Origin of the sequence: Kutzneria sp. 744, from assembly GCF_000568255.1 — a bacterium.
Lineage (GTDB): Bacteria > Actinomycetota > Actinomycetes > Mycobacteriales > Pseudonocardiaceae > Kutzneria.
Genome location: NZ_KK037166.1, coordinates 8,125,128 through 8,145,892 on the forward strand (window position 1 = coordinate 8,125,128; position 20,765 = coordinate 8,145,892).

The 20,765-nt window shown below is 70.7% G+C and carries 19 protein-coding genes and 2 pseudogenes; 14 read left to right on the plus strand and 7 right to left on the minus strand.

The annotated features are described in order from the left end of the window. From KUTG_RS37440 to KUTG_RS37450, 3 genes and pseudogenes are all read left to right on the plus strand, one after another. Window positions 1-1,261 (plus strand): annotated as a pseudogene (locus KUTG_RS37440) (FAD-binding protein); the annotation flags it as partial. Window position 1,262: 1 nt separating this feature from the next. Continuing rightward, on the plus strand, window positions 1,263-2,009 hold the full coding sequence (locus KUTG_RS37445) for a succinate dehydrogenase/fumarate reductase iron-sulfur subunit (RefSeq protein WP_043723670.1): 747 nt from the start codon (window positions 1,263-1,265) through the stop codon (window positions 2,007-2,009). A gap of 200 nt (window positions 2,010-2,209) precedes the next feature. Next, entirely contained in the window at window positions 2,210-3,076 is an 867-nt protein-coding gene (locus tag KUTG_RS37450; RefSeq protein WP_043723672.1) for a transporter substrate-binding domain-containing protein, read from the plus strand. A gap of 56 nt (window positions 3,077-3,132) precedes the next feature. Here KUTG_RS37450 and KUTG_RS37455 read toward each other — a convergent pair whose 3' ends face one another. The 4 genes from KUTG_RS37455 to KUTG_RS37470 all read right to left on the minus strand — a co-directional run bounded on the left by KUTG_RS37455 (window position 3,133) and on the right by KUTG_RS37470 (window position 6,370). Further along, the gene (locus KUTG_RS37455; protein WP_043723674.1) at window positions 3,133-4,020 is read right to left on the minus strand and encodes an amino acid ABC transporter permease; all 888 of its coding nucleotides are present in this window, start codon (window positions 4,018-4,020) and stop codon (window positions 3,133-3,135) included. Continuing rightward, complete coding sequence (locus KUTG_RS37460) at window positions 4,017-4,694, minus strand: amino acid ABC transporter permease (RefSeq protein ID WP_043723681.1); 678 nt, start codon at window positions 4,692-4,694, stop codon at window positions 4,017-4,019. The genes KUTG_RS37455 and KUTG_RS37460 overlap by 4 nt, the downstream gene beginning before the upstream one ends. 66 nt (window positions 4,695-4,760) lie before the next feature. After that, window positions 4,761-5,612, minus strand: coding sequence for a glutamate ABC transporter substrate-binding protein (locus tag KUTG_RS37465; RefSeq protein ID WP_052395844.1), 852 nt, complete (start codon window positions 5,610-5,612; stop codon window positions 4,761-4,763). Between the two features lie 29 nt (window positions 5,613-5,641). Then, on the minus strand, window positions 5,642-6,370 hold the full coding sequence (locus KUTG_RS37470) for an amino acid ABC transporter ATP-binding protein (protein ID WP_198047845.1): 729 nt from the start codon (window positions 6,368-6,370) through the stop codon (window positions 5,642-5,644). A gap of 404 nt (window positions 6,371-6,774) precedes the next feature. Here KUTG_RS37470 and KUTG_RS37475 point away from each other — a divergent pair, with 404 nt between their 5' ends. Together KUTG_RS37475 and KUTG_RS37480 are read left to right on the plus strand one after the other, a co-directional pair. Further along, window positions 6,775-7,467 carry a response regulator transcription factor gene (locus KUTG_RS37475; RefSeq protein WP_043731961.1) on the plus strand — a complete coding sequence of 231 codons (693 nt, stop codon included), beginning with the start codon at window positions 6,775-6,777 and terminating at the stop codon, window positions 7,465-7,467. 1 nt (window position 7,468) lies between these two features. After that, window positions 7,469-8,872, plus strand: a complete 1,404-nt coding sequence (locus tag KUTG_RS37480) for a sensor histidine kinase (protein WP_043723685.1) — start codon at window positions 7,469-7,471, stop codon at window positions 8,870-8,872. A 57-nt stretch (window positions 8,873-8,929) separates the two neighbouring features. Here the strand turns inward: KUTG_RS37480 and KUTG_RS37485 are convergent, their stop codons facing one another. Then, window positions 8,930-9,877 carry a TAXI family TRAP transporter solute-binding subunit gene (locus tag KUTG_RS37485; protein ID WP_232241175.1) on the minus strand — a complete coding sequence of 316 codons (948 nt, stop codon included), beginning with the start codon at window positions 9,875-9,877 and terminating at the stop codon, window positions 8,930-8,932. 66 nt (window positions 9,878-9,943) lie between these two features. Between KUTG_RS37485 and miaB the strand changes: the two genes are divergently transcribed. Together miaB and KUTG_RS37495 are read left to right on the plus strand one after the other, a co-directional pair. After that, entirely contained in the window at window positions 9,944-11,407 is a 1,464-nt protein-coding gene (miaB, locus tag KUTG_RS37490) for a tRNA (N6-isopentenyl adenosine(37)-C2)-methylthiotransferase MiaB (protein ID WP_043723690.1), read from the plus strand. Next, window positions 11,404-11,877: an Rv2732c family membrane protein gene (locus tag KUTG_RS37495; protein WP_157495040.1), complete on the plus strand. Its 474-nt coding sequence runs from the start codon at window positions 11,404-11,406 to the stop codon at window positions 11,875-11,877. The genes miaB and KUTG_RS37495 overlap by 4 nt, the downstream gene beginning before the upstream one ends. Before the next feature lie 160 nt (window positions 11,878-12,037). Here KUTG_RS37495 and KUTG_RS37500 read toward each other — a convergent pair. Beyond that, window positions 12,038-13,365, minus strand: a pseudogene (locus KUTG_RS37500) (DUF349 domain-containing protein). 255 nt (window positions 13,366-13,620) lie between these two features. Between KUTG_RS37500 and KUTG_RS37505 the strand changes: the two are divergent. From KUTG_RS37505 to KUTG_RS37525, 5 genes are read left to right on the plus strand one after another with little or no spacing between them, the layout of a single operon-like run. Next, entirely contained in the window at window positions 13,621-14,328 is a 708-nt protein-coding gene (locus KUTG_RS37505) for a class III extradiol ring-cleavage dioxygenase family protein (RefSeq protein ID WP_043723694.1), read from the plus strand. 2 nt (window positions 14,329-14,330) lie between these two features. After that, window positions 14,331-15,224 carry a tRNA (adenosine(37)-N6)-dimethylallyltransferase MiaA gene (gene miaA / locus KUTG_RS37510; RefSeq protein ID WP_043731963.1) on the plus strand — a complete coding sequence of 298 codons (894 nt, stop codon included), beginning with the start codon at window positions 14,331-14,333 and terminating at the stop codon, window positions 15,222-15,224. A 4-nt stretch (window positions 15,225-15,228) separates the two neighbouring features. Further along, window positions 15,229-16,044 (plus strand): diaminopimelate epimerase, encoded by an 816-nt coding sequence (dapF, locus tag KUTG_RS37515; RefSeq protein ID WP_084580239.1) that lies wholly within the window; start codon window positions 15,229-15,231, stop codon window positions 16,042-16,044. A 27-nt stretch (window positions 16,045-16,071) separates the two neighbouring features. Continuing rightward, entirely contained in the window at window positions 16,072-17,073 is a 1,002-nt protein-coding gene (locus KUTG_RS37520; protein ID WP_157495041.1) for a hypothetical protein, read from the plus strand. A 53-nt stretch (window positions 17,074-17,126) separates the two neighbouring features. Beyond that, on the plus strand, window positions 17,127-18,008 hold the full coding sequence (locus KUTG_RS37525) for a hypothetical protein (protein WP_043723696.1): 882 nt from the start codon (window positions 17,127-17,129) through the stop codon (window positions 18,006-18,008). 60 nt (window positions 18,009-18,068) lie between these two features. On the opposite strand, the gene KUTG_RS37530 is transcribed toward KUTG_RS37525, so the two are convergent. Beyond that, complete coding sequence (locus KUTG_RS37530; RefSeq protein WP_043731968.1) at window positions 18,069-19,307, minus strand: MFS transporter; 1,239 nt, start codon at window positions 19,305-19,307, stop codon at window positions 18,069-18,071. A gap of 44 nt (window positions 19,308-19,351) precedes the next feature. On the opposite strand from KUTG_RS37530, the gene KUTG_RS37535 reads away from it, so the two are divergent. After that, the gene (locus KUTG_RS37535; protein WP_043723698.1) at window positions 19,352-19,867 is read left to right on the plus strand and encodes an ArsR/SmtB family transcription factor; all 516 of its coding nucleotides are present in this window, start codon (window positions 19,352-19,354) and stop codon (window positions 19,865-19,867) included. A 43-nt stretch (window positions 19,868-19,910) separates the two neighbouring features. Next, window positions 19,911-20,765 (plus strand): GTPase HflX (gene hflX / locus KUTG_RS37540; RefSeq protein WP_043723701.1); only part of this gene is annotated, 855 nt, incomplete at its 3' end.

Consider the following 20,765-nt stretch of genomic DNA (forward strand, 5'->3'; position numbering starts at 1 on the left):
AAGGTGACGTCGAACTCGAATCCGTACACCGGCGACGGGGCACGCGCTCGCCCTGCGCGCGGGGGCCTCGCTGATCAACATGGAGTTCGTCCAGTTCCACCCGACCGGCATGGTCTGGCCGCCGTCGGTGAAGGGCATCCTGGTCACCGAGTCGGTCCGCGGCGACGGCGGCGTGCTGCGCAACAGCGACGGCAAGCGCTTCATGTTCGAGTACATCCCGGACGTGTTCAAGGACAAGTACGCGGACAACGAGGACGAGGCCGACCGCTGGTACACCGACCAGGGCAACAACCGGCGCCCGCCGGAGCTGCTGCCCCGCGACGAGGTGGCCCGGGCGATCAACTCCGAGGTCAAGGCCGGTCGGGGATCGCCCCACGGCGGCGTGTTCCTGGACGTCTCGTCGCGTCTGCCGGCCGAGGAGATCATCCGGCGGCTGCCGTCGATGCACCACCAGTTCAAGGAGCTGGCCGACGTCGACATCACCAAGGAGCCGATGGAGGTCGGCCCGACCTGCCACTACGTGATGGGCGGCGTCGAGGTCGAGCCGGACACCGCGGCCTCCAGCGTGGCCGGGCTGTTCGCGTGCGGCGAGGTGGCCGGCGGCATGCACGGCTCCAACCGGCTGGGCGGCAACTCGCTGTCCGACCTGCTGGTGTTCGGCCGGCGGGCCGGCGCGGGCGCCTGCGCCTACGTGGACTCCCAGGCCGACAAGGCCCCGGTCATCGCGGAGTCCGATGTGGACGCCGCGTCCCGGCGGGCGGTCGCCGTGTTCGAGGGCGGCGAGGCCGGCGCGCAGGAGAACCCGTACAGCGTGCACACCCAGCTGCAGCAGACGATGAACGACCTGGTCGGCATCATCCGCCGCGGCGGCGAGGTGGAGCAGGCGCTGGTGGCCCTGGAGGAGCTCAAGGGCCGGGCCCGCAACATCGTGGTGGAGGGGCACCGGCAGTTCAACCCGGGCTGGCACCTCGCGCTGGACCTGCGCAACATGTTGCTGGTCAGCGAATGCGTGGCCAAGGCGGCGCTGCTGCGCACCGAGAGCCGCGGCGGCCACACCCGGGAGGACCACCCGGGGATGGACGCCGACTGGCGCAAGCAGCTGCTGGTCTGCGCGGTCAACACGGCCGGGGACGGCGTGGACGTGAACTCGAAGGACCAGATCCCCCTGCGGCCCGACCTGATGGGCCTGTTCGAGTACTCGGAGCTGGCGAAGTACTTCACCCCCGGCGAGCTCGCCGACATCCCCGCGAAGGAGAGCTGACATGGGGTACAAGGCGAAGTTCAAGGTGTGGCGCGGCGACGCGTCCGGCGGCGACCTCAAGGACTTCACCGTCGAGGTGAACGAGGGCGAGGTCGTGCTGGACGTGATCCACCGGCTGCAGGCCACGCAGGCCCCGGACATGGCCGTGCGCTGGAACTGCAAGGCCGGCAAGTGCGGCTCGTGCTCGGCCGAGATCAACGGCCGGCCGCGGCTGCTGTGCATGACCCGGATGTCGACGTTCACCGAGGACGAGACCGTCACGGTGACGCCGATGCGGACGTTCCCGGTGATCCGCGACCTGGTCACGGACGTCAGCTACAACTACGAGAAGGCCCGTGAGGTGCCCGCTTTCGCGCCGCCGGAGGGCGTCGCGCCGGGCGAGTACCGCATGCAGCAGATCGACGTCGAGCGCTCGCAGGAGTTCCGCAAGTGCATCGAGTGCTTCCTGTGCCAGAACACCTGCCACGTCGTGCGTGACCACGAGGACAACAAGACCAACTTCTCGGGTCCGCGGTTCCTGATGCGCGTCGCCGAGCTGGACATGCACCCGCTCGACGCGCGGGAGAACCGGGCGAAGGAGGCCAAGACCGATCACGGCCTGGGCTTCTGCAACATCACCAAGTGCTGCACCGAGGTGTGCCCCGAACACATCAAGATCACCGACAACGCCCTGATCCCCATGAAGGAAAGGGTCGCGGACCACTACTACGACCCGATCCTGAAGCTGTTCAAGCGTTCCGCGAAATAGGTTGCTGTGCCCTCTCGGCGCGTTCCGCGCCGAGCGGATTCGCCTCTAAGCCGCTGCCTTCCCTTGGCCGAGTCGGATCGCTGGAAAGATGCGATCCGCCTCGGCCCGCGGTCCAGGCAGCGGCGCGAATCCGCACTCTCCGCAGTACCACGGCTGCTCTCCGGTCGACAGGTTCCGAAACTGTGTGCACGATGGGGTGCGTGAACCAGCGAGCCACCGGCCTCGCCGCGCTGGTGGCGGCGGCGTCGGTGCTGGTCGTCGCCTGCGGCGGCCCCGACGAGCCGGCTCCGACCACGTCCTCGCGGCCGGCCGAGTCGGCGACCCTGAAGCGGATCACCGACCGCGGCAAGATCATCATTGGTCTGCGGGCCGACACCCCCGGCCTGGCCCGCCGCGATCCCGTCTCGGGCGCCTTCGACGGCTTCGAGGTGGAGCTGGGCAAGCTCATCGCCGCCGGCCTCGGTTTGAAGCCCGACCAGATCACCTTCACGCAGCTGACCTCGGACACCGGGCTGCCGTCCGTCGCCGCCGGGACCGTCGACATCTTCCTCGGCGGCGCGACCAAGGCCCAGGTCGGTCAGGCCGGCCTCCTCGCCGCCGGGCCGTACCTGACGGCCGGGCTGGGGCTGCTGTACCGGAAGTCGGGCCCGACCGTCACGGACGCGGCGTCGGCCGCCGGCCGCAAGGTCTGCACGGTGTCGAACTCCCCGGAGCAGGCCATGGCCCGCGACGCCAAGATCACCGACCCCGGCAAGCTGGTGGGCAGCACCTCGGTGCGGGACTGCGTGGACGAGCTGGGCTCCGGCGGCGTGGACGCGGTCGCCGACTACCTGCCGGTGGTGAGCGGCTACGCCTCGGCCGACCCCGGCAACCTGTCTGTGTCGGCGCTGGCGGCCCCGAAACCCGTGGACTACGTCATCGCCCTGCCGGGCGGGGATTCCGGCCTCAGGGACCGTCTCACGCGCATCGTCCGCACTGCCGTCACCGACGGCACCTGGCAACACGACTACGACCAGGCCCTCGGCACCTCCGGCCCGAAACCGGCTCCGCCCAGCATCCCCAGCTAATGCAGGGAATTATCTTCCAAAATGGTGCTAACGCGGGTAAGGCGTCCTCCCCTGCATTACAGGGGGTCGCCGCCGGGGAGGGCGGTCACCGCTACGGCCGAGGGCTTGATCGGTGGGGCGCTGCTGCGGCCGCGGCGGGACATGCGCTGCTCCAGCAGGGCCGCCAGGCGGGTGACCACCCAGTTCACCACCACGTAGATCAGGCCGATGACGATCAGCGTGGGAATGGTGTTGCCGAAGTTGGCCGACAGGATCCGGTAGTTGGACAGCAGGTCCGAGAACGACAGGATCGTGGAGCCCAGCGCGGTGTCCTTCACGACGACCACCAGCTGGCTGACGATGGCCGGCAGCATCACGGTGACGGCCTGCGGCAGCAGGATGGTCAGCATGGTCTGCACCTTGCGCAGCCCCAGCGCGTACGCCGCCTCGGACTGGCCCCGCGGCAGCGAGGAGATGCCGGCCCGGAACACCTCGGCCAGCACCGAGCCGTTGTACAGCACCAGACCCGTCACCACGGCGAACAGCGGCCGGATGTCGGAGTCGATGTCGGTGTACCAGACGTAGAAGAAGTTCGCGAACAGCATGAGCATCAGGACCGGGATGGCCCGGAACAGCTCGACCAGCACGCCGGCCGGCACCCGGATCCACCGGTGCTCGGACAGCCGGGCGATGCCGAAGATCGCGCCGATCGGCAGCGCGATGACGATGGCCAGCACCGCGGCCAGCAGCGTCGTGCCCAGGCCGGGGATCAGGTACACGGTCCAGGTGTCGCCCGACAGGAACGGGCTCCACATCTTCGCCGTGAGCTGGTCCTTGTTGTTCAGCGCGGCCACGACGAGCCAGGCGACGGCGGCCAGCAAGACCAGGAACACCACGCTGTAGACCGTGTTGCGGACCTTGGCCTTGGGGCCGGGCGCGTCGTAGAGGACGGAGGGCGCGCTCATCGCTTGACCGCCACCTTCTGGGACAGCCAGCCCAGGATCAGGCCGACGGGGAGGGTCAGGACCACGAAGCCCAGCGCGAACACCACGAACACCAGCGAACCGGCCTGGCCCTCGTTCTCGAGCATGGTCTTCATCAGCACCGCCGCCTCGGCCACGCCGATGGCGCTGGCGATGGTGGTGTTCTTGGTCAGCGCGATCAGCACGCTGGCCAGCGGCGCCACCACCGAGCGCAGCGCCTGCGGGAGCACGACGATGGTCAGCGTCTGCATGAAGCCCAGGCCCAGCGCGCGGGACGCCTCGGCCTGGCCCACCGGCACGGTGTTGATGCCCGAGCGCACGGCCTCGGACACGAACGTGCCGGTGTAGAGGATGAACGCCAGCACCGACAGCCGGAAGTTGGTGATGTCGATGGACGCGGTGGTGGTGTCGGTGGTCAGCGAGACGCCGAGCGTCTGGTACAGGCCCAGCGACGCGGCCACCACCAGCAGGGTCAGCGGGGTGTTGCGGACGACGTTGACGTACGCGGTGGCGAAGGCCCGCATCAGCCACACCGGGCTGACCCGCATGCCGGCCAGCACCACGCCCCAGATCAGGGCGCCGATCGCCGACCAGAACGTGAGCTGCACGGTGACCCAGAACGCGCCGAGCAGGTCGTAGTTGCTCAGGAAGTCCACGTGAGCAAGCTCCTCGGGTGTGAAACGGGGCGCCGGACACGACTCCGGCGCCCCGAGCTCAAAGGATCACTTCTCGGTGATCGGCGGCTCGGCCGGCACCTTGTAGCTGTCGCCGAAGTTCTTCTTCAGCGCGGCCGACCAGGAGCCGTCCTTCTCCATCTCCTGGATGTAGCCGTCCAGCGCCTGCTGGGTCTTGGTGTCGCCCTTCTTCAGGCCGATGCCGTACGGCTCGTTGGAGAACGGCTTGCCGACGACCTTGAGCTTGCCCTTGTTGGCGTCCGCGTTGGCGTAGCCCTGCAGGATGATGTCGTCGGTGCTCAGGGCGTCGATGGCCCCGTTGAGCAGGCCCGTGACGCACTCCGAGTAGCCGCCGTACTGCTGCAGCGCCACCTTGTTGGCGAACTTGGTCTGGATGTTCTGCGCCGAGGTGGAGCCGGTCACCGAGCAGAGCTTCTTGCCGTTGAGGGTCTCCGGGCCGGTGATGTCCGTGTTCTCGGTCTTCACCAGCAGGTCCTGGCCGGCCACGAAGTACGGGCCGGCGAAGGAGACCTTCTGCTTGCGCTTGTCGTTGATCGTGTACGTGGCGATCACCAGGTCCACGTCGCCCTGGGCGATGAGGTCCTCGCGCTGGGCGGAGGGGGCCTGCTTGAAGACGATGTTCTTCTCGTCCACGCCCAGCTTCTTGGCGATGTACTTGGCCACGTCGACGTCGAAGCCGGTGTAGCCGTCGCCGGTCTTGAGGCCGAGGCCGGGCTGGTCGAACTTGATGCCGACGGTCAGCTTGTTGTCCGCCTTGGCCCGGTCGACCAGCGAGTCGCTGCCTCCGGCCGCCTGCTGGCTCTTCCCACCGCAGGCGGTCACGGCCAGCGCGAGCGTGGCCACCAGCGCGCCTGCGCGCAGAACCGGACTCAACCGCATGATGTCGTTCCTCTCGGACTGTCGATACTTCAGTGGCTGAGGATCTTGCCGAGGAAGTCGCGCGCCCGCTCGGACCTGGGGGCGGTGAAGAACTCCTCGGTGGCGGCGTCCTCGACGATCTCGCCGTCGGCCATGAACACCACGCGGTCGGACGCGCGGCGGGCGAAGCCCATCTCGTGCGTGACCACGAGCATCGTCATGCCGTCGCGGGCCAGCGACGTCATCACGTCCAGCACCTCGTTGACCACCTCGGGGTCCAGCGCCGAGGTCGGCTCGTCGAACAGCATCACCTTGGGCTTCATGTTCAGCGCGCGGGCGATGGCCGCCCGCTGCTGCTGCCCGCCGGACAGCTGCGCCGGGTACTTGTCGGCCTGGTTGGCGATGCCGACCCGCTCCAGCAGCTCCATGCCGTTCTGGCGCGCCTGGGCCGAGGCCACGCCGCGCACCTTCACCGGAGCCAGCATGACGTTCTCGACGATCGTCTTGTGCGCGAACAGGTTGAAAGACTGGAAGACCATGCCCACATCGGCACGCAGCCGGGCCAGCGCCTTGCCCTCGGCGGGGACCGGCTGGCCGTCCACCTCGATCGTGCCGCTGTCGATCGGCTCCAGGCGGTTGATCGTGCGGCACAGCGTGGACTTGCCCGAGCCCGACGGCCCGAGCACCACGACGACCTGCCCCTTGGGCACCTCGAGGTCGATGCCCTTGAGCACGTGCAGCGGACCGAAGAACTTGTCCACGCCCGCCATCCTGATCATCGGCGGCACGTCGCCGGCAGCAGACATCGATCCTCCACGACGACAAGGGGGGCGGGTGTTGGCGGAAACCTAGGGTCCTCCGACAACACCAGTCCAGGCGGCTTGACCAAGACTTAGGGTTGCAGCTCAGTCACGCAGCCTAGCGGCGTCCGGCGGACCGTCCGCCCCGGGTGTGACGGACGCTCGACATCGACCGGCGTGTCCACAGTGGAGGAACGGGCCCGTCGGCTGTCAAGAAGGCGAGTGTAAAGACTTGGCAAATAATTGACCGTCGAATCGATCAGCTTCACTCGTTCGGAGCAACGAGGCCGGGTACCGCCCCGTCGGCGTGTGACCCCAGCCACCTAGAGTTGCCGTCGACCCCGCCGCACCGGCCGGGGAGGACACGCGGGGAGGTGCCACTGGTGCGGGTACTGCTCGTCGAGGACGACGACCGGGTCGCCGAGGCGCTGCTGCCGGCCCTGGCCAGGCGGGGGCTGACGGTGGAGCGGCTGGCCACCGGGCGCGGCGTGCTCGATCGGCTCACCGGCGTCGACGTCGTGCTGCTCGACCTCGGCCTGCCCGACATCGACGGCATCACGCTGTGCCGGCAGATCAGGGCGGCCAGCGACGTGGCGATCATCGTGGTGTCGGCGCGTGGCGAGGTGGACGACCGGATCCTCGGCCTGCACGCGGGCGCCGACGACTACCTGGTCAAGCCGTACGACGTGGGCGAGCTGGTGGCCCGGGTGCACGCGGTGCGGCGCCGGCGCGGCGACGCGGTCCCCGGCGCCGGCGGCGGCACCGCGGGCGTGGTGCAGGTCGGCGACGTGCACATCGACCTCGTGCGGCACCAGGTGATCGTGGCCGAGGAGCCGATCACCCTGTCCCGCAAGGAATTCCAGGTGCTGGCGCTGGTGGTGGGCGCTGGTGGCGCGGTGTGCACGCGGGAGCGGATCATCGCCGAGGTGTGGGGCCGCAGCTGGGCCGGCGCCAACCGGACGCTGGACGTGCACGTGGCCACCCTGCGGACCAAGCTGGGCCGGCCGACGCTGGTGGAGACCGTGCGCGGCGTCGGCTACCGGCTGACCGCCGACGGCCAGGCCGGGGCCGGCTGAGGTGCGCACGCGGCTGCTCGGCAGCTTTGTCATCGTCGTCGCGATCCTGGTGCTGGGCCTGGGGATTCCGCTGGCGCTGACGTTCGCGCAGAACTTCCAGAGCGTGCTGTTCGTCGACCGGGCGGCCGACACCAGCCGGTACGCCTCGCTGTCGCAGCGGCAGCTGGTCAACGGCGGCGAGGACCAGAGCCTGCGGGACCAGCTGACCAGCTACCACGACGCCTACGACATCGCGGTGGCCGTGTTCGACCGGGGCGACCAGGCCCCCGACGGCTCGTTCCAGGTGCTCAGCCAGGCCGGATCGCGCATCGACCCGACCGACGCCGCCGTGCACGACGACCTGGTCAACGCCCGCGCCGGCCGCGGCACCCAGCAGGGCGCCCTGCTGATGCCGTGGAACAGCGCGCCGATGGTCGTCGCCGAGCCCGTGCTGATCAACGGCGAGGTGCGCGGCGTTGTCGTCACGTCCTCGCCTACCGACCACACCCGGACGCTGATCTGGTTGTCCTGGGCGGCAATCCTGGTCGGCGGCGCGCTGTCGGTGGGGTTGGCCGTGCTGGTGGCGCTGCCGCTGGTGCGCTGGATGCTGCGGCCGGTTCTGTTGCTGGACAGCGCGACCGCCGGGCTGCTGCCGTCGATCGTCAACGGGCGCAAGGTGGATCCGGTCGGCAGCGACATCGGGCCGCCCGAGCTGCGGCGGCTCACCCGGTCCTTCGACCAGATGGCCGTCAGCGTCAGCGATGTGCTCGCCGCGCAGCGGGCCTTCGTCGCCGACGCGTCGCACCAGCTGCGCAATCCCCTGACCGCGCTGCGAATCCGTCTGTCCAATCTGGAGGGTCACGTCGATCCCGACGTGCAGGAGCAGCAGGCCGCCGCCCTGGAGGAGGCCGACCGGCTCAACCGCATCCTGGACGAGCTGTTGGCCATGGCCCGCGCGGAATCCTCTTCCGTGGACCCGGTTCCCGTCGATGTGGACCAGGCCGTGAGCGCGCGTCTGCGGGCCTGGCAGGCCGTAGCCACCGCCAAGGGTGTCGCGCTCGTGCTGGACGGCGAGCCCGGCGGCACCGCCCTGGTCCCGCCCCGGGGCCTCGAGACCGTGCTCGATGCGTTGCTGGACAACGCTTTGAAGTTCACCGGCGACGACACGCTGGTGACGGTCGAGGTGCGCCGCGTCGACGGCCGGGTGCGGCTGACCGTGCGCGATCACGGTCCGGGGCTGGAACCCGACGAGCTGGAGCGGGCCACCGACCGCTTCTGGCGCAGCGCCGCCCACCAGAACGTGCGGGGCTCGGGCCTCGGGCTGGCGATCGTGCGGCTGCTGGTGGAGCGGGTCGGCGGCACCGTCGAACTGACCCTGCCCGACGGCGGCGGCCTCCGCGTCTCCTTCGACGTGCCGGCTTTGTAGACCAAGATCAAGGGACCGATCCTGGCGTTGAACGTCAGGAAGGGCCCCTTCCTGACATCACACCTTCGCCGACCGGTAGTACTCCAGCGCGCCCTCGTGCAGCTGGATCGGCCGGGTCTCGATGGCCGAGCGGCGGTCGATCAGCTGGGCGGCCAGCGCCACCACCTGGTCCCGGTCCGTGGCGAGATCGGGCTGGGCGTCGAACAGCGAGCGCACCAGCGCCTGCGCCTCGTCGGCCGGCATGTCCTCGCGGACCATGAGCAGGTTGTGCACGGCCAGCGTGCTCACCGGCTTGTCGCCCTGCTTCAGCTGCGGATAGGCGGTCGCGGGCACCGTCTCCACGTTGTAGTACGTCAGGTTCTTCAGGCTCAGCTTGGACAGGTCGAGCATGCGCAGCTGGTCGCGGTGGTTCTTCATGGTGGCGGTGATGTCCGGCGTGGGCAGGCCGCCGGACCAGAACAGCGCGTCCAGCCGGCCCGCGACCAGGTCGGCCAGCGAGTCGCGCAGGTTCTCCTGCTTGTACGAATCGCTCGACTCGGGCAGCCCGGCCGCCTGGAGCAGATTGCGCGCCACGACCGTGACGCCCGAGTTGAGGCTGCCGATCGACACCGCCCGTCCGCGCAGGTGGGCCAGCTCGGTGATCGGCGAGTCGTCGCGCACGAGGACCTGGATGTAGTCGTCGTAGATGCGGGCCAGCGCGCGCAGGCCGGACGAGCCGCGAGCGGCGGCGTCGGCGGCGACGAAGGCGACGTCCGCGGCGTTGTCGCGCAGGTCGCGCAGGTTGTCCACCGAGCCGTTGGTCTGGAGCACCTTCCTGGCCACGCCGAGCTGCTCCTGCCACACGTCGGCGATGCGGGATCCCAGCGTGAAGTAGACGCCGCCGGGGCCGCCCGTCGCGATGCGCAGCTGCACGCCGGACAGGCTGGAGCCGCAGGCCGCCAGCGTCGGGCCGGCGAGCGTCGCAGCGGCCCCTAGCATGATCAGGGCCCGTCGTGTCAGTGGCACCTGTCCATCCTGCCAGCACGGGGTTCTACCCTGGGACCGAGCGGTCGTCGGGAAGAGGTAGATGCAGTGACACGGAGTTACGAGATTCGCACGTTCGGTTGCCAGATGAACGTGCATGACTCCGAGCGGCTGGCCGGCATGCTCGAGGACGCCGGCTACACGCCCGCGAGCGAGGGCGGCGCGCCCGACCTGGTCGTGTTCAACACGTGCGCGGTCCGCGAGAACGCCGACAACAAGCTGTACGGCACCCTGGGGCACATGCGGCCGATGAAGACCGCCAACCCCGACATGCAGGTGGCCGTCGGCGGCTGCCTCGCGCAGAAGGACCGCAGCGCCATCGTCGAGCGGGCCCCGTGGGTGGACGTCGTGTTCGGCACCCACAACATCGGCTCGCTGCCCACGTTGCTGGACCGCGCCCGGCACAACAACGAGGCCCAGGTCGAGATCCTGGAGTCGCTGGAGACCTTCCCGTCCACGCTGCCGGCCCGCCGCGACTCCGCCTACTCGGGCTGGGTGTCGATCTCCGTGGGTTGCAACAACACCTGCACCTTCTGCATCGTGCCGTCCTTGCGCGGCAAGGAGAAGGACCGCCGGCCGGGCGACGTGCTGGCCGAGGTGCAGGCCCTGGTCGACGAGGGCGTGCTGGAGGTGACGCTGCTGGGGCAGAACGTCAACTCCTACGGCGTCGAGTTCGGCGACCGGCTGGCCTTCGGCAAGCTGCTGCGGGCGGCCGGGGAGATCGACGGGCTGGAGCGGATCCGCTTCACCTCCCCGCACCCCAAGGACTTCACCGACGACGTGATCGCCGCCATGGCCGAGACGCCCGCGGTCTGCCACCAGCTGCACATGCCGCTGCAGTCCGGCTCGGACCGGCTGCTCAAGGAGATGCGCCGGTCGTACCGCACCGAGAAGTACCTGGGCATCCTGGACAAGGTGCGGGCCGCCATGCCCGACGCCGCGATCACCACCGACATCATCGTCGGCTTCCCCGGCGAGACCGAGGAGGACTTCCAGGGCACCCTGGACGTGGTGGCGCGGGCCGGCTTCGCCAGCGCCTTCACGTTCCAGTACTCCAAGCGTCCCGGCACGCCCGCGGCCGAGATGGACGGGCAGCTGCCCAAGGAGGTCGTGCAGGAGCGGTTCGACCGGCTCGTCGCCTTGCAGGAGGCCAACTCCCTGGCCGGCAACCAGGCGCAGGTCGGCCGGGAGATCGAGGTGCTCGTCGCGCAGGGCGAGGGCCGTCGCGACGGGGAGACCCAGCGGCTGAGCGGCCGGGCCCGTGACGGCCGGCTCGTGCACTTCGCCGCCACGCCCGGCGTCCGCGCCGGCGACGTCGTGCGCACCGTCGTCACCTACGCCGCCCCGCACTACCTGGTCGCCGACGGGGCCATCGTCTCCCACCGGCGGACCAGGGCCGGGGACAACACCGAGGCCGGTCTGCGGCCCAAGACCTCGGGGGTCAGCCTCGGGCTGCCCTCGTTCGGCACGCCGGCCCCACTCGCGCCGGCGGGAGGATGTGCGACCCAGTGACTGACGACCTGTCCGACCTTCAGGTAGAGGTGCCCAAGGCCCCTCGCCGCGCGTTCCGCCAGATCGACCCCGGCGCCCGCGCCATGGTCATCGCCGTCTGCGTGATGCTCATGATCGTGTCCGCCCTGCTGCCCTGGGTCGAGGGCGCCAGCGGCTGGCAGGTCCTGTTCGGCCTGTCGCCCAAGGGAACCGTGGTCGGCCTGGTGCCGATCCTGTTCGCCGTCTGCTCGATGCTGTTCGGCGTGCTGCTGTCCGGCGCCGCCCTGGTGACCCGCCTGTGGGCGCTGGCCTTCGTCTCCGCCGCCGGCTGCGGCTTCAGCCTGCTGACGTCCCTGCTGGCCATCTGGTCCCAGCAGTCGACCTCCAGCCACGAGCCGGGCCCCGGCCCGGGCATCGGCATCATCCTGGGGCTGCTGACCCTGGTCGTGCTGACCTTCCAGTGGGTCAAACTGACCTTCAGCCGCGATTGAGGAGTCCACACACGACTGAGGCCCCGCCGATCTTTCGGCGGGGCCTCAGCTTTGTGCTCTGACAACTCGAATCGCTCGGCCGCGCCGGTGCCTGGACCGTCGGCCAGGGAAGGCACCGGTCACGAGCGGCCGAGCCGCGACGCCGAATGCGGCGCCAATGTCACCGCGTGGCTACGGCCTGCTCGGCGGCGGCGAGCCACTCGCGCCACTGGGCGGCCTGGGCCTCGGCCTGCTCGGCGCGGCGCTTGTCGCCGGCCGACCGGGCCTTCTCGGCCTGGGCCTCGAACTGGCTGACGCGCTCACGGAACTGCGCCACCCGGGCCTCGGCCTCCGGGTCGGTGCGGCGCCCTGGGCGTCGACCGCGCCGCGGACCCGCTCCTCGATGGTCCGCAGCCGGCCCTCCAGCTCACGCACCCGCTCGCGCGGCACCTTGCCGACCTGGTCCCAGCGCTCCTGCAGCTTGTACAGGGCGTTGCGGGCCGCCTCGAGGCCGTTGGCCGGGTCGATGGCCTCGGCCTCGGCCAGCAGCTCCTCCTTGAGCTTGGCGTTCGTGCCGAACTCGGCGTCCCGCTCGTCGAAGGCCGCGGACCGGCGCGCGAAGAACTTGTCCTGCGCGGCCCGGAACGCCTGCCACAGGGCGTCGTCGGACTCCTTGGGAGCGCGGCCGGCGGCCTTCCACTCGATCATGAGGTCCTTGTAGCGCCCGGCGGTGACGCCCCAGTCGTCCGAGCCGGCCAGCCGCTCGGCCTCGTCGACCAGCTCCTGCTTGCGGGTCTTGGCCGTCGACCGCTGCCGGTCGAGGTCGGCGAAGTGCGCGCCCCGGCGCCGGTTGAAGGCGTCCCGGGCCTTGGAGAACCGGCGCCACAGCTGCTCGTCGGTCTTCCGGTCGACGCCGCGGATGGTCTTCCACTCGTCGAGGATGGCCCGCAGCCGGTCGCCGGCCGACTTCCACTGGGTCGACTCGTTGGCCAGCGTCTCCGCCTCTTCGACCAGCGTCTGCTTGCGCTGCGCCGACTCGGCGCGGGCCGCGTCGCGGGCCACCTTCGCCTTGTCCACGGCCACGCCGGCGCTGGCGATCACGAAGTCCACCCGGGCCCGCAGCGCCACCAGGTCGCCGACCACGGCCGCGTCGGCCAGGCCGTCGCGCACGTGCTTGGCGCTGGTCAGCGCCTGCTTCGGGTCGCCGGCGCCGGACTTGAGCCGGGCCTCCAGCAGCTCGACCTCGGTGCGCATGTCGTCGAAGCGGCGGGCGAAGTGGGCCAGCCCCTCGGCGGGCTCCCCGGCCTGCCACGAGCCGACCTCGCGCTCACCGGCCCCGGAGGGGTCCTCGGGGACCTTGACGTAGACCTTGCCGGCCTCGTCCACCCGGCCCCACCGGGTCGGATCGTCCGAGGCGACCGGCACCGGCGGCGGAGTGGACCCTGCCGTCCCGGCGCCGCCCGAACTGGCCCCAGTGGGGTTGACCTGCCCCGCCTCGTCCTGCGCCACCGGCGCCACTTCCGTGGCCACCTGGCCCGCAGTCGCCTGCTCAACCCCGTCCACCGGGGCCGTGTCCTGGTCCGTCATCGCCGGCTTCCTCCTCGCCTGCCACCATGAGCCCGTGCCGGGGCACGAGCGCCCCGCACACCGGCGAGGCCCAAACGACCGGGTACTTCGAACGCGTGGTCCGAATACCTTCGCCGGGCATTCAAACAGGTCAGGGCTCGACTGTGTACTCCGAGTCGGCAGGTAGCGTGCCGTATCGTGATCGTAGGCGTTGCCGTGGTGCCCCATCCGCCCCTGCTGGTACCCGAACTGGTGGCCGGCGCGGTGGCCGAGACGGAGGCCGTCAGACGCGCCTGTGTGGCCGCGGGCAAGCGGCTCGCCGCGCTCAGCCGGGACTGGCTGGCGATCGCCGCCGATTCCCGTTTTTGCGGCCTGACCAGCGCGGATGCCGTCGGCACCTTCCGTGGCTACGGCGTCGACAAGATCGTTTCGCTGGCCGAGGGCAATGCCGTCGACGACGTCGAGCCGGGATTGCCGCTGCCCGTTCTGGTCGCCGGCTGGCTGCGGGAGCAGGCCGGGGCGGAGCGCGTCGTCGTCCAGACGATCAATCCTGTGGATTCGGTGAACGACAGTCGGCGAGCGGGTGAACGGCTCGCCCGACAGGACCGTCCGGTCGGCCTGCTGGTGCTGGGGGACGGGTCGAGCCGGCATCCTGGGCCCTCGGGTCACCCCGATGAGCGATCGGTCGACTACGACCGGCGAGTGCGGGACGCCCTGGCTTCCGTGGACCTGGACGCCCTGCTCGGTCTCGACGTGGAGCTGGCGACCGAGCTGGACGTGTCGGGCCGGGCGGCTTGGCAGGCGTTGGCCGGGGCCGCCGCCGGCCGGTCGTGGCGGGCCGAGCTGCTGTACTCCGACGCCCCGTTCGGCGTCGGGTACCACGTCGCTTGCTGGGAGCCGGCGTGAACATGCGGGCCATCGCGGTGGTCGGTCCGACCGCCGCCGGCAAATCCGACCTGGGTGTGGAGCTGGCCCGGCGGTTCGGCGGCGAGGTGATCAACGCCGACGCCCTGCAGTTGTACCGGGGCATGGACATCGGCACCGCCAAGCTGTCCGTGGCCGAGCGCCGTGGCGTGCCCCATCACATGTTGGACGTGCTCGACGTGACCGAGACCGCCTCCGTCGCCGCCTATCAGCGGCAGACCCGGGAGCTGATGGAGCGGCTCATCGCCTCCGGCGTGACGCCCGTCCTCGTCGGCGGCTCCGGGCTCTACGTCCAGGCCGTGCTCGACGAACTGGAGTTCCCCGGCACCGATGCCGCCACCCGTGCCCGCCTTGAGGTCGACCTAGCGGCGCTAGGTTCCGAAGCGCTGCACGCAAAGCTAGCAACGCTAGATCCCCTGGCGGCGACAGCGATCCTGCCGTCCAACGGCCGCCGCGTGGTCCGGGCCCTTGAGGTCATCGAGCTCACTGGCCGTCCGTTCTCCGCCACCATGCCCAAGCGCGGCGAGCCCCGTTACGGCACCGTGCAGATCGGCATCGACCGCGACGTCGCCGAGCTGGACGCCCGCGTCGACCTCCGTGTCGAGCTCATGTTCTCCGCCGGCCTCGTCGACGAGGTCCGCTCCCTCGAACCCCTCGGCCTCCGCTCCGGCCTCACCGCCTCCCGCGCCCTGGGCTACCAGCAGGTGTTGGCTTACCTGGACGGCTCCTGCGACCTCGACACCGCCCGCTCCGACACCGCCCGCGCCACCCGCCGCTTCGTCCGCCGCCAGCGCTCCTGGTTCCGCCGCGACCAGCGCATCACCTGGTTCGACGGCGCCCGCCCCGACCTGGCCGACGCCGTCAGCGCGCTACTCTGATCGGGTGGGTATCGAGTTCGTCAAGGGGCATGGCACGGAGAACGACTTCGTCGTGCTGCCCGACCCCGACGGCACCTTGGAGCTGACCGAGGCACGCGTCCAGGCGCTGTGCGACCACCAGCGCGGGCTCGGCGCCGACGGCGTGCTTCGCGTCGTGCCCAACAAGGTCTTCGCCGGCGCCGGTGACGGCTGGTTCATGGACTACCGCAACGCCGACGGCTCCATCGCCGAGATGTGCGGCAACGGCGTCCGGGTCTTCGCCGCCTACCTCGTCGACGCCGGCCTGGCTTCGCCCGGCGAGTTCGTCGTCGGCACCCGCGCCGGCGACCGGCCCGTCGTCGTGCACCCCGACGGCTCCGTCACCGTGCAGATGGGCCCCGCCCGCGTCACCGGCCGGTCCACCGCCACCCTCGGCGGCGTCTCCTTCCCCGGCGTCGCCGTCGACGTCGGCAACCCGCACCTCGTCTGCGTCACCGACGTCCCCGTCGCCTCCCTCGACCTCTCCACCGCCCCCGGCCGCGACCAGTCCTTCTTTCCCCACGGCGTCAACGTCGAGTTCGTCAACCGCCTCGCCCCCGACGCCCTCGCCATGCGCGTCCACGAGCGTGGCGTCGGCGAGACCCGCTCCTGCGGCACCGGCACCGTCGCCACCGTCGCCGCCCACCTCCACCTCGCCGGCCTCTCCACCGGCTCCGCCACCGTCTCCGTCCTCGGCGGCCAGGTCACCGTGACCATCGACGACGCCGAAAGCACCCTCACCGGCCCCGCCGTCCTCGTCGCCCGCGGCGAGCTCAGCGACGCCTGGTGGTCCTCGCTCTGAGTCGGCCCGGCAGGGAAGACTGCAACCGTGCGTGAGGTTCATCGGGACGTGATCGCCGCGGCGGGGGCGAAGACACTGGCCTGGATCGACGGGACGCTCTACGACGTGGCGGCGGGATGGCGATCGTTCCCGCTCGACGGGTCCGCGGGCAAGGCGAGGTTCAGCGGCTACGGCGAGCAGTTCGACGCCGTGACGGTGTCCCCCGGCGACGACGTGGTGGCGCTGGTCGCCAGCACGGGAACGAAGGGCCTGCTGCTGGCGGCGGACGGCAGTCGGATCCGCGAGGTGAACCGGAGCTTCTACCGGGCGTCCAACTACCGATACCCGTTGGCGCTGTGCACGTTGCCGGACGGCCGGACGGGCGTTGTGCACTGTCCGGACGAGTACAACCGGCTGGAGGTCGAGGTCGTCGAGACCGGCGAGCGGCTCACCGCCGGCGCCGACCGCGATCCGGTGGACTTCTTCCATTCGCGGTTGGCGGTCTCGCCGAGCGGCCGATATCTGCTCAGTGCCGGCTGGGTCTGGCATCCATGGGACAGCCTGTACGTCTACGACCTGGCGGGGGCGTTGGCCGACCCGGCGGCCCTCGATTCCTTCGGCGACGTGTTCGATTTGCGGGGACTTGTCCAGGCAGAGGTCGCCGGCGCCTGTTTCCTCGACGATGACGTCGTGGTGAGCACGTCCGAGGAGGAGAACGACCCGGAGGGGCCCGACGATCTGGGGCCGAACATGCTGGTGCGGTGGTCGCCCGTGACGAGGACGTTCACCTGGCGCCGGCAGCTCGACGCGACGCCCGGCGATCTCGTTGCGATGGCCGGCGACATTCTGGCCTTGCACGGGCATCCCCGGCTGTACGACGCCGTGACCGGCGACCTGGTCGCGGAGTGGCCGGACCTCTCGACCGGCAACGCTATGAGCGCCATCGTGCGCGACGCCGTCACGGGGCCGGCTCGGGTGGCGGTCGACCGTGCCAACCGGCGCTTCGCGGTCACCGACGGAGAGCGGATCACCGTCGTTCACCTCGGCTGACCTGTGTCCGTTCCGTTCAAGACGTCGGCACGACCACCCGCCATGCTGGGGCCATGGACGTTGACCTGGAGCGGGCGGCGGGGTTTCTGGCCGGGCACGGGCGGGTGCTGGACCGGCGGAGGTTCGAACTGCTGGTGGGGGAGGGGAATCCCGAGGCGGTGCTGGCGGCGGTGGACGGGTATCGGAACGCCGACGGGGGATATGGCTGGGGGCTGGAGCCGGACCTGAGGGCGGGGGAGAGCCAGCCGGGCGGGGCGCTGCACGCGTTCGAGGTGTTCGAAGAGCTAGCGCCGCTAACCACCCCGAGGGCGGTGGAGCTGTGCGACTGGCTGGAGACGGTGACGCTGGCCGACGGCGGCCTGCCGATGGCGGTGGGGGTGAAGGACCCGACGGGGTGTGCGCCGTTCTGGGCGGAAGCGGATCCGACGGTGTCGACGTTGCAGAGCACGGCGTTCGCGGTGGGGGCGGCGCGGCGGGTGGCGAAGCACGACCCGGCGGTGGCGGGGCATCCGTGGCTGGAGAAGGCGACGAAGTACTGCCTGGACGCCATAAAAGGGCTCCACGAAAGGCCGCACGCGATTGTGCTGGGGTTTGCGGTGAGGTTTCTCGACGGGCTGGAGGGTCCGGAGGCGGCGGAGCTGCTGACACGGCTGGGGAGGTTCGTGCCGAGGAGCGGACTGGCGCCGGTGGACGGGGGAAGCGAGGGGGAAACGTTGCGGGCGCTGGACTTCGCGCCGGTGCCGGGCAGCCCGGCCAGTGCGCTGCTGGACGACGGCGTGATCGAGGCGGAGCTGGAAAGGCTTGCGCGGCAACAACAAGAAGACGGCGGCTGGACGGTGGACTTCGCCAGCTACTCGCCGGCGGCGGCGCTGGAATGGCGCGGATACGCGACGGCGCGAGCGGTGGCGACGCTGAAGCGAGCGGGACGGCTGTGAGCCACGTGCGGGTTCCGTCGTGTGCTAGGACAACGGAACCCGCACGGGCGCCCGCGCAGGTCAGACGGCCTGCGAGGTCGGAAGGTCGCGCATGGTGCGCAACGGGGAGGCGAGCAGCCAGACCACGGCGAGCATCTCGCCGACGGAGCCCACCCAGAGGGCGCCGCGAGGGGTGAGCCAGGCGGCCAGGGCGCCGCCGATGAGGCCGCCGATGGGGATGGTGCCCCAGACGATGAACCGCACGGAGGCGTTCATGCGCCCCAACAGGCGATCGGGGCAGATGGCCTGCCGGTAGCTGACCTGGGCGACGTTGTAGACGACGGCGCCGAAACCGAAGCCCAGCCCGGCGACGGCGAACAGGGACAGTGCCCAGCCGGTTTGGGTCAGCGGCATGAGCAGCGCGAACGGGCCGCTGACGAGCATGCTGAGCCAGATGATCCGGGCCTGCCCGAACCGCCGGCTCCACCGGGTGGCGGTGAAGCTGCCGATGAACGCCCCGACGCCGCTGGCGGTCATGACCAGGCCGGCGATGCCGGTGCTGACGCCGAGTTGGCGGATCAGGAACAGCAGCGTGGCGGCGCCGGAGACGGCGCTGAACAGGTTGGACGTGCCGGTGCAGAAGGTGATGGCCCGCAGCGTCGGCTGATGGAGGACGAACCGCAGCCCCTCGGCGATGTCGGCCCGCATGTCCCGCCGCTCGGTCCGTACGGGCTCGGGCTCGTCGGACCGGATCCGCAGCAGGAACAATGCCGAGGCGAGGAAGCCCAACGACGTCGACAGCACGGACGTCGCGGCGCCGATGGCCTGCACGAGCAGACCGGCCAGCGCGGGCCCGGAGACCTGCGCCGCGGACTGGCTGACCTGGAGCTTGGCGTTGCCCTCGACGATGTGCTCACGGCCGACGAGCGACGGCAGGTAGGACTGGTACGCCACGTCGAAGAACACCGTGAGCAGGCCGACCAGCAGGGCGACGACGATGAGCTGGACGACGGTCAGCACGTGCAGCCACCACGCGGCGGGAATGGTCGCCAGCAACAGGAAACGCCCGAGATCGGCCCGCAGCATGAGCGGTCTTCGCCGCAGCCGGTCGACCCAGACGCCGGCGGGCAGCCCGACGAGCAGGAACGCGGCGGTCTCGGCGGCGGACAGCACGCCGACCTCGAACGGGGTGGCGGCGAGCTGCGTGACGGCGAGGGCGGGCACGGCGAACTGGCCGATGGCGGCGCCGAACTGGCTGAGTGTGTCGCCGGCCCATAACCGGCGGAAGTCACGGTGCTGCCACAGGGACATGCGCGACAGCCTCGACGACTGATTGGAAACTGTCAATCAGTTACCCTGGAGGCGTGCCGCTCGCCGTCAAGAAACGCCCCGCGACCAGGGCCGAAGCCGCCGCCCTCGCCTCGGACGTGAGGCTGCGCATCATCCGGCTCACGCAGGGCCGCGCGCTGACCAACAAGGAGCTCGCGGCGGCGCTGGGCAAGGACCCGGCGACCACGCTGCACCACGTGCGCAAACTCGTGGACACGGGCTTCCTGGTCGAGCAGCCGCCCCGCCGCGGCACCCGAGGCTCCCGCGAGAAGCCGTACCTGGGCACCAATCTGTCGATCACCCTCAGCTTCGACGAGCACGAGGAGCGGGCGGCGGTCAGCGAGGCGGCGCTGGGCGCCTTCCTCGGCGAGATCGCCGACCTCGGCGTGGCCGCGGCCGACCTCACCCGGGTGGTCTACCAGCTGCCGGCCGAGCAGACCGCGGAGCTGCTGTCCCGGCTGCACGCGGTGCTCGCCGACTACGTCGACCTGCCCTACGACCCGGCCGCCGAGCGGGTGGCGATCTTCCTGGCCAGCTACCACGGCGGATGAGGCGGTAACGGAGTGGACAGCACGTGGGAGAATAGATGTCAAGATGACGGAAACCTACGCATTCGATCCTGACGACACCGCCGACGACGAGCTGGTGTCGACCGGCGAGCTCGAGCTCGCCGACCGCGCGGCGCTGCGCCGCATTGTGGGGCTGTCCACCGAACTCGAGGACATCACCGAGGTCGAGTACCGACGGCTCCGGCTGGAGCGGGTCGTGCTCGTCGGGGTGTGGACCGAGGGCAACGCCGCGGACGCCGAGGCCTCGCTGGCCGAGCTGGCCCGACTCGCCGAGACGGCGGGCTCGCACGTGCTGGAGGGCCTGGTCCAGCGCCGCGACCGCCCCGACCCGGCGACCTACGTCGGCTCGGGCAAGGTGATCGAGGTGCGGGACGTGGTCGTGGCCACCGGCGCCGACACGGTCATCTGCGACGGCGAGCTCTCGTCCGGCCAGCTGCGCAACCTGGAGGACCGGCTCAAGGTCAAGGTGGTCGACCGGACCGCCCTGATCCTGGACATCTTCGCCCAGCACGCCCAGTCCAAGGAGGGCAAGGCGCAGGTGGAGCTGGCCCAGCTCCAGTACCTGCTGCCGCGCCTGCGCGGCTGGGGCTCGGCGATGTCCCGGCAGGCCGGCGGCCGAGCCGGCGGCGCGACCGGCGGTGTTGGTCTGCGTGGTCCCGGTGAGACCAAGCTCGAGACCGACCGCCGCCGCATCCACAAGCGGATCTCCAAGCTGCGCAACGAGATCAAGGCGATGAGCGTGGTGCGCGACACCAAGCGCGGCCGGCGCGTGGCCAACGACGTGCCCAACGTGGCGATCGTCGGCTACACCAACGCCGGCAAGTCCAGCCTGCTCAACGCCATCACGTCGGCCGGCGTGCTGGTGGAGGACGCGCTGTTC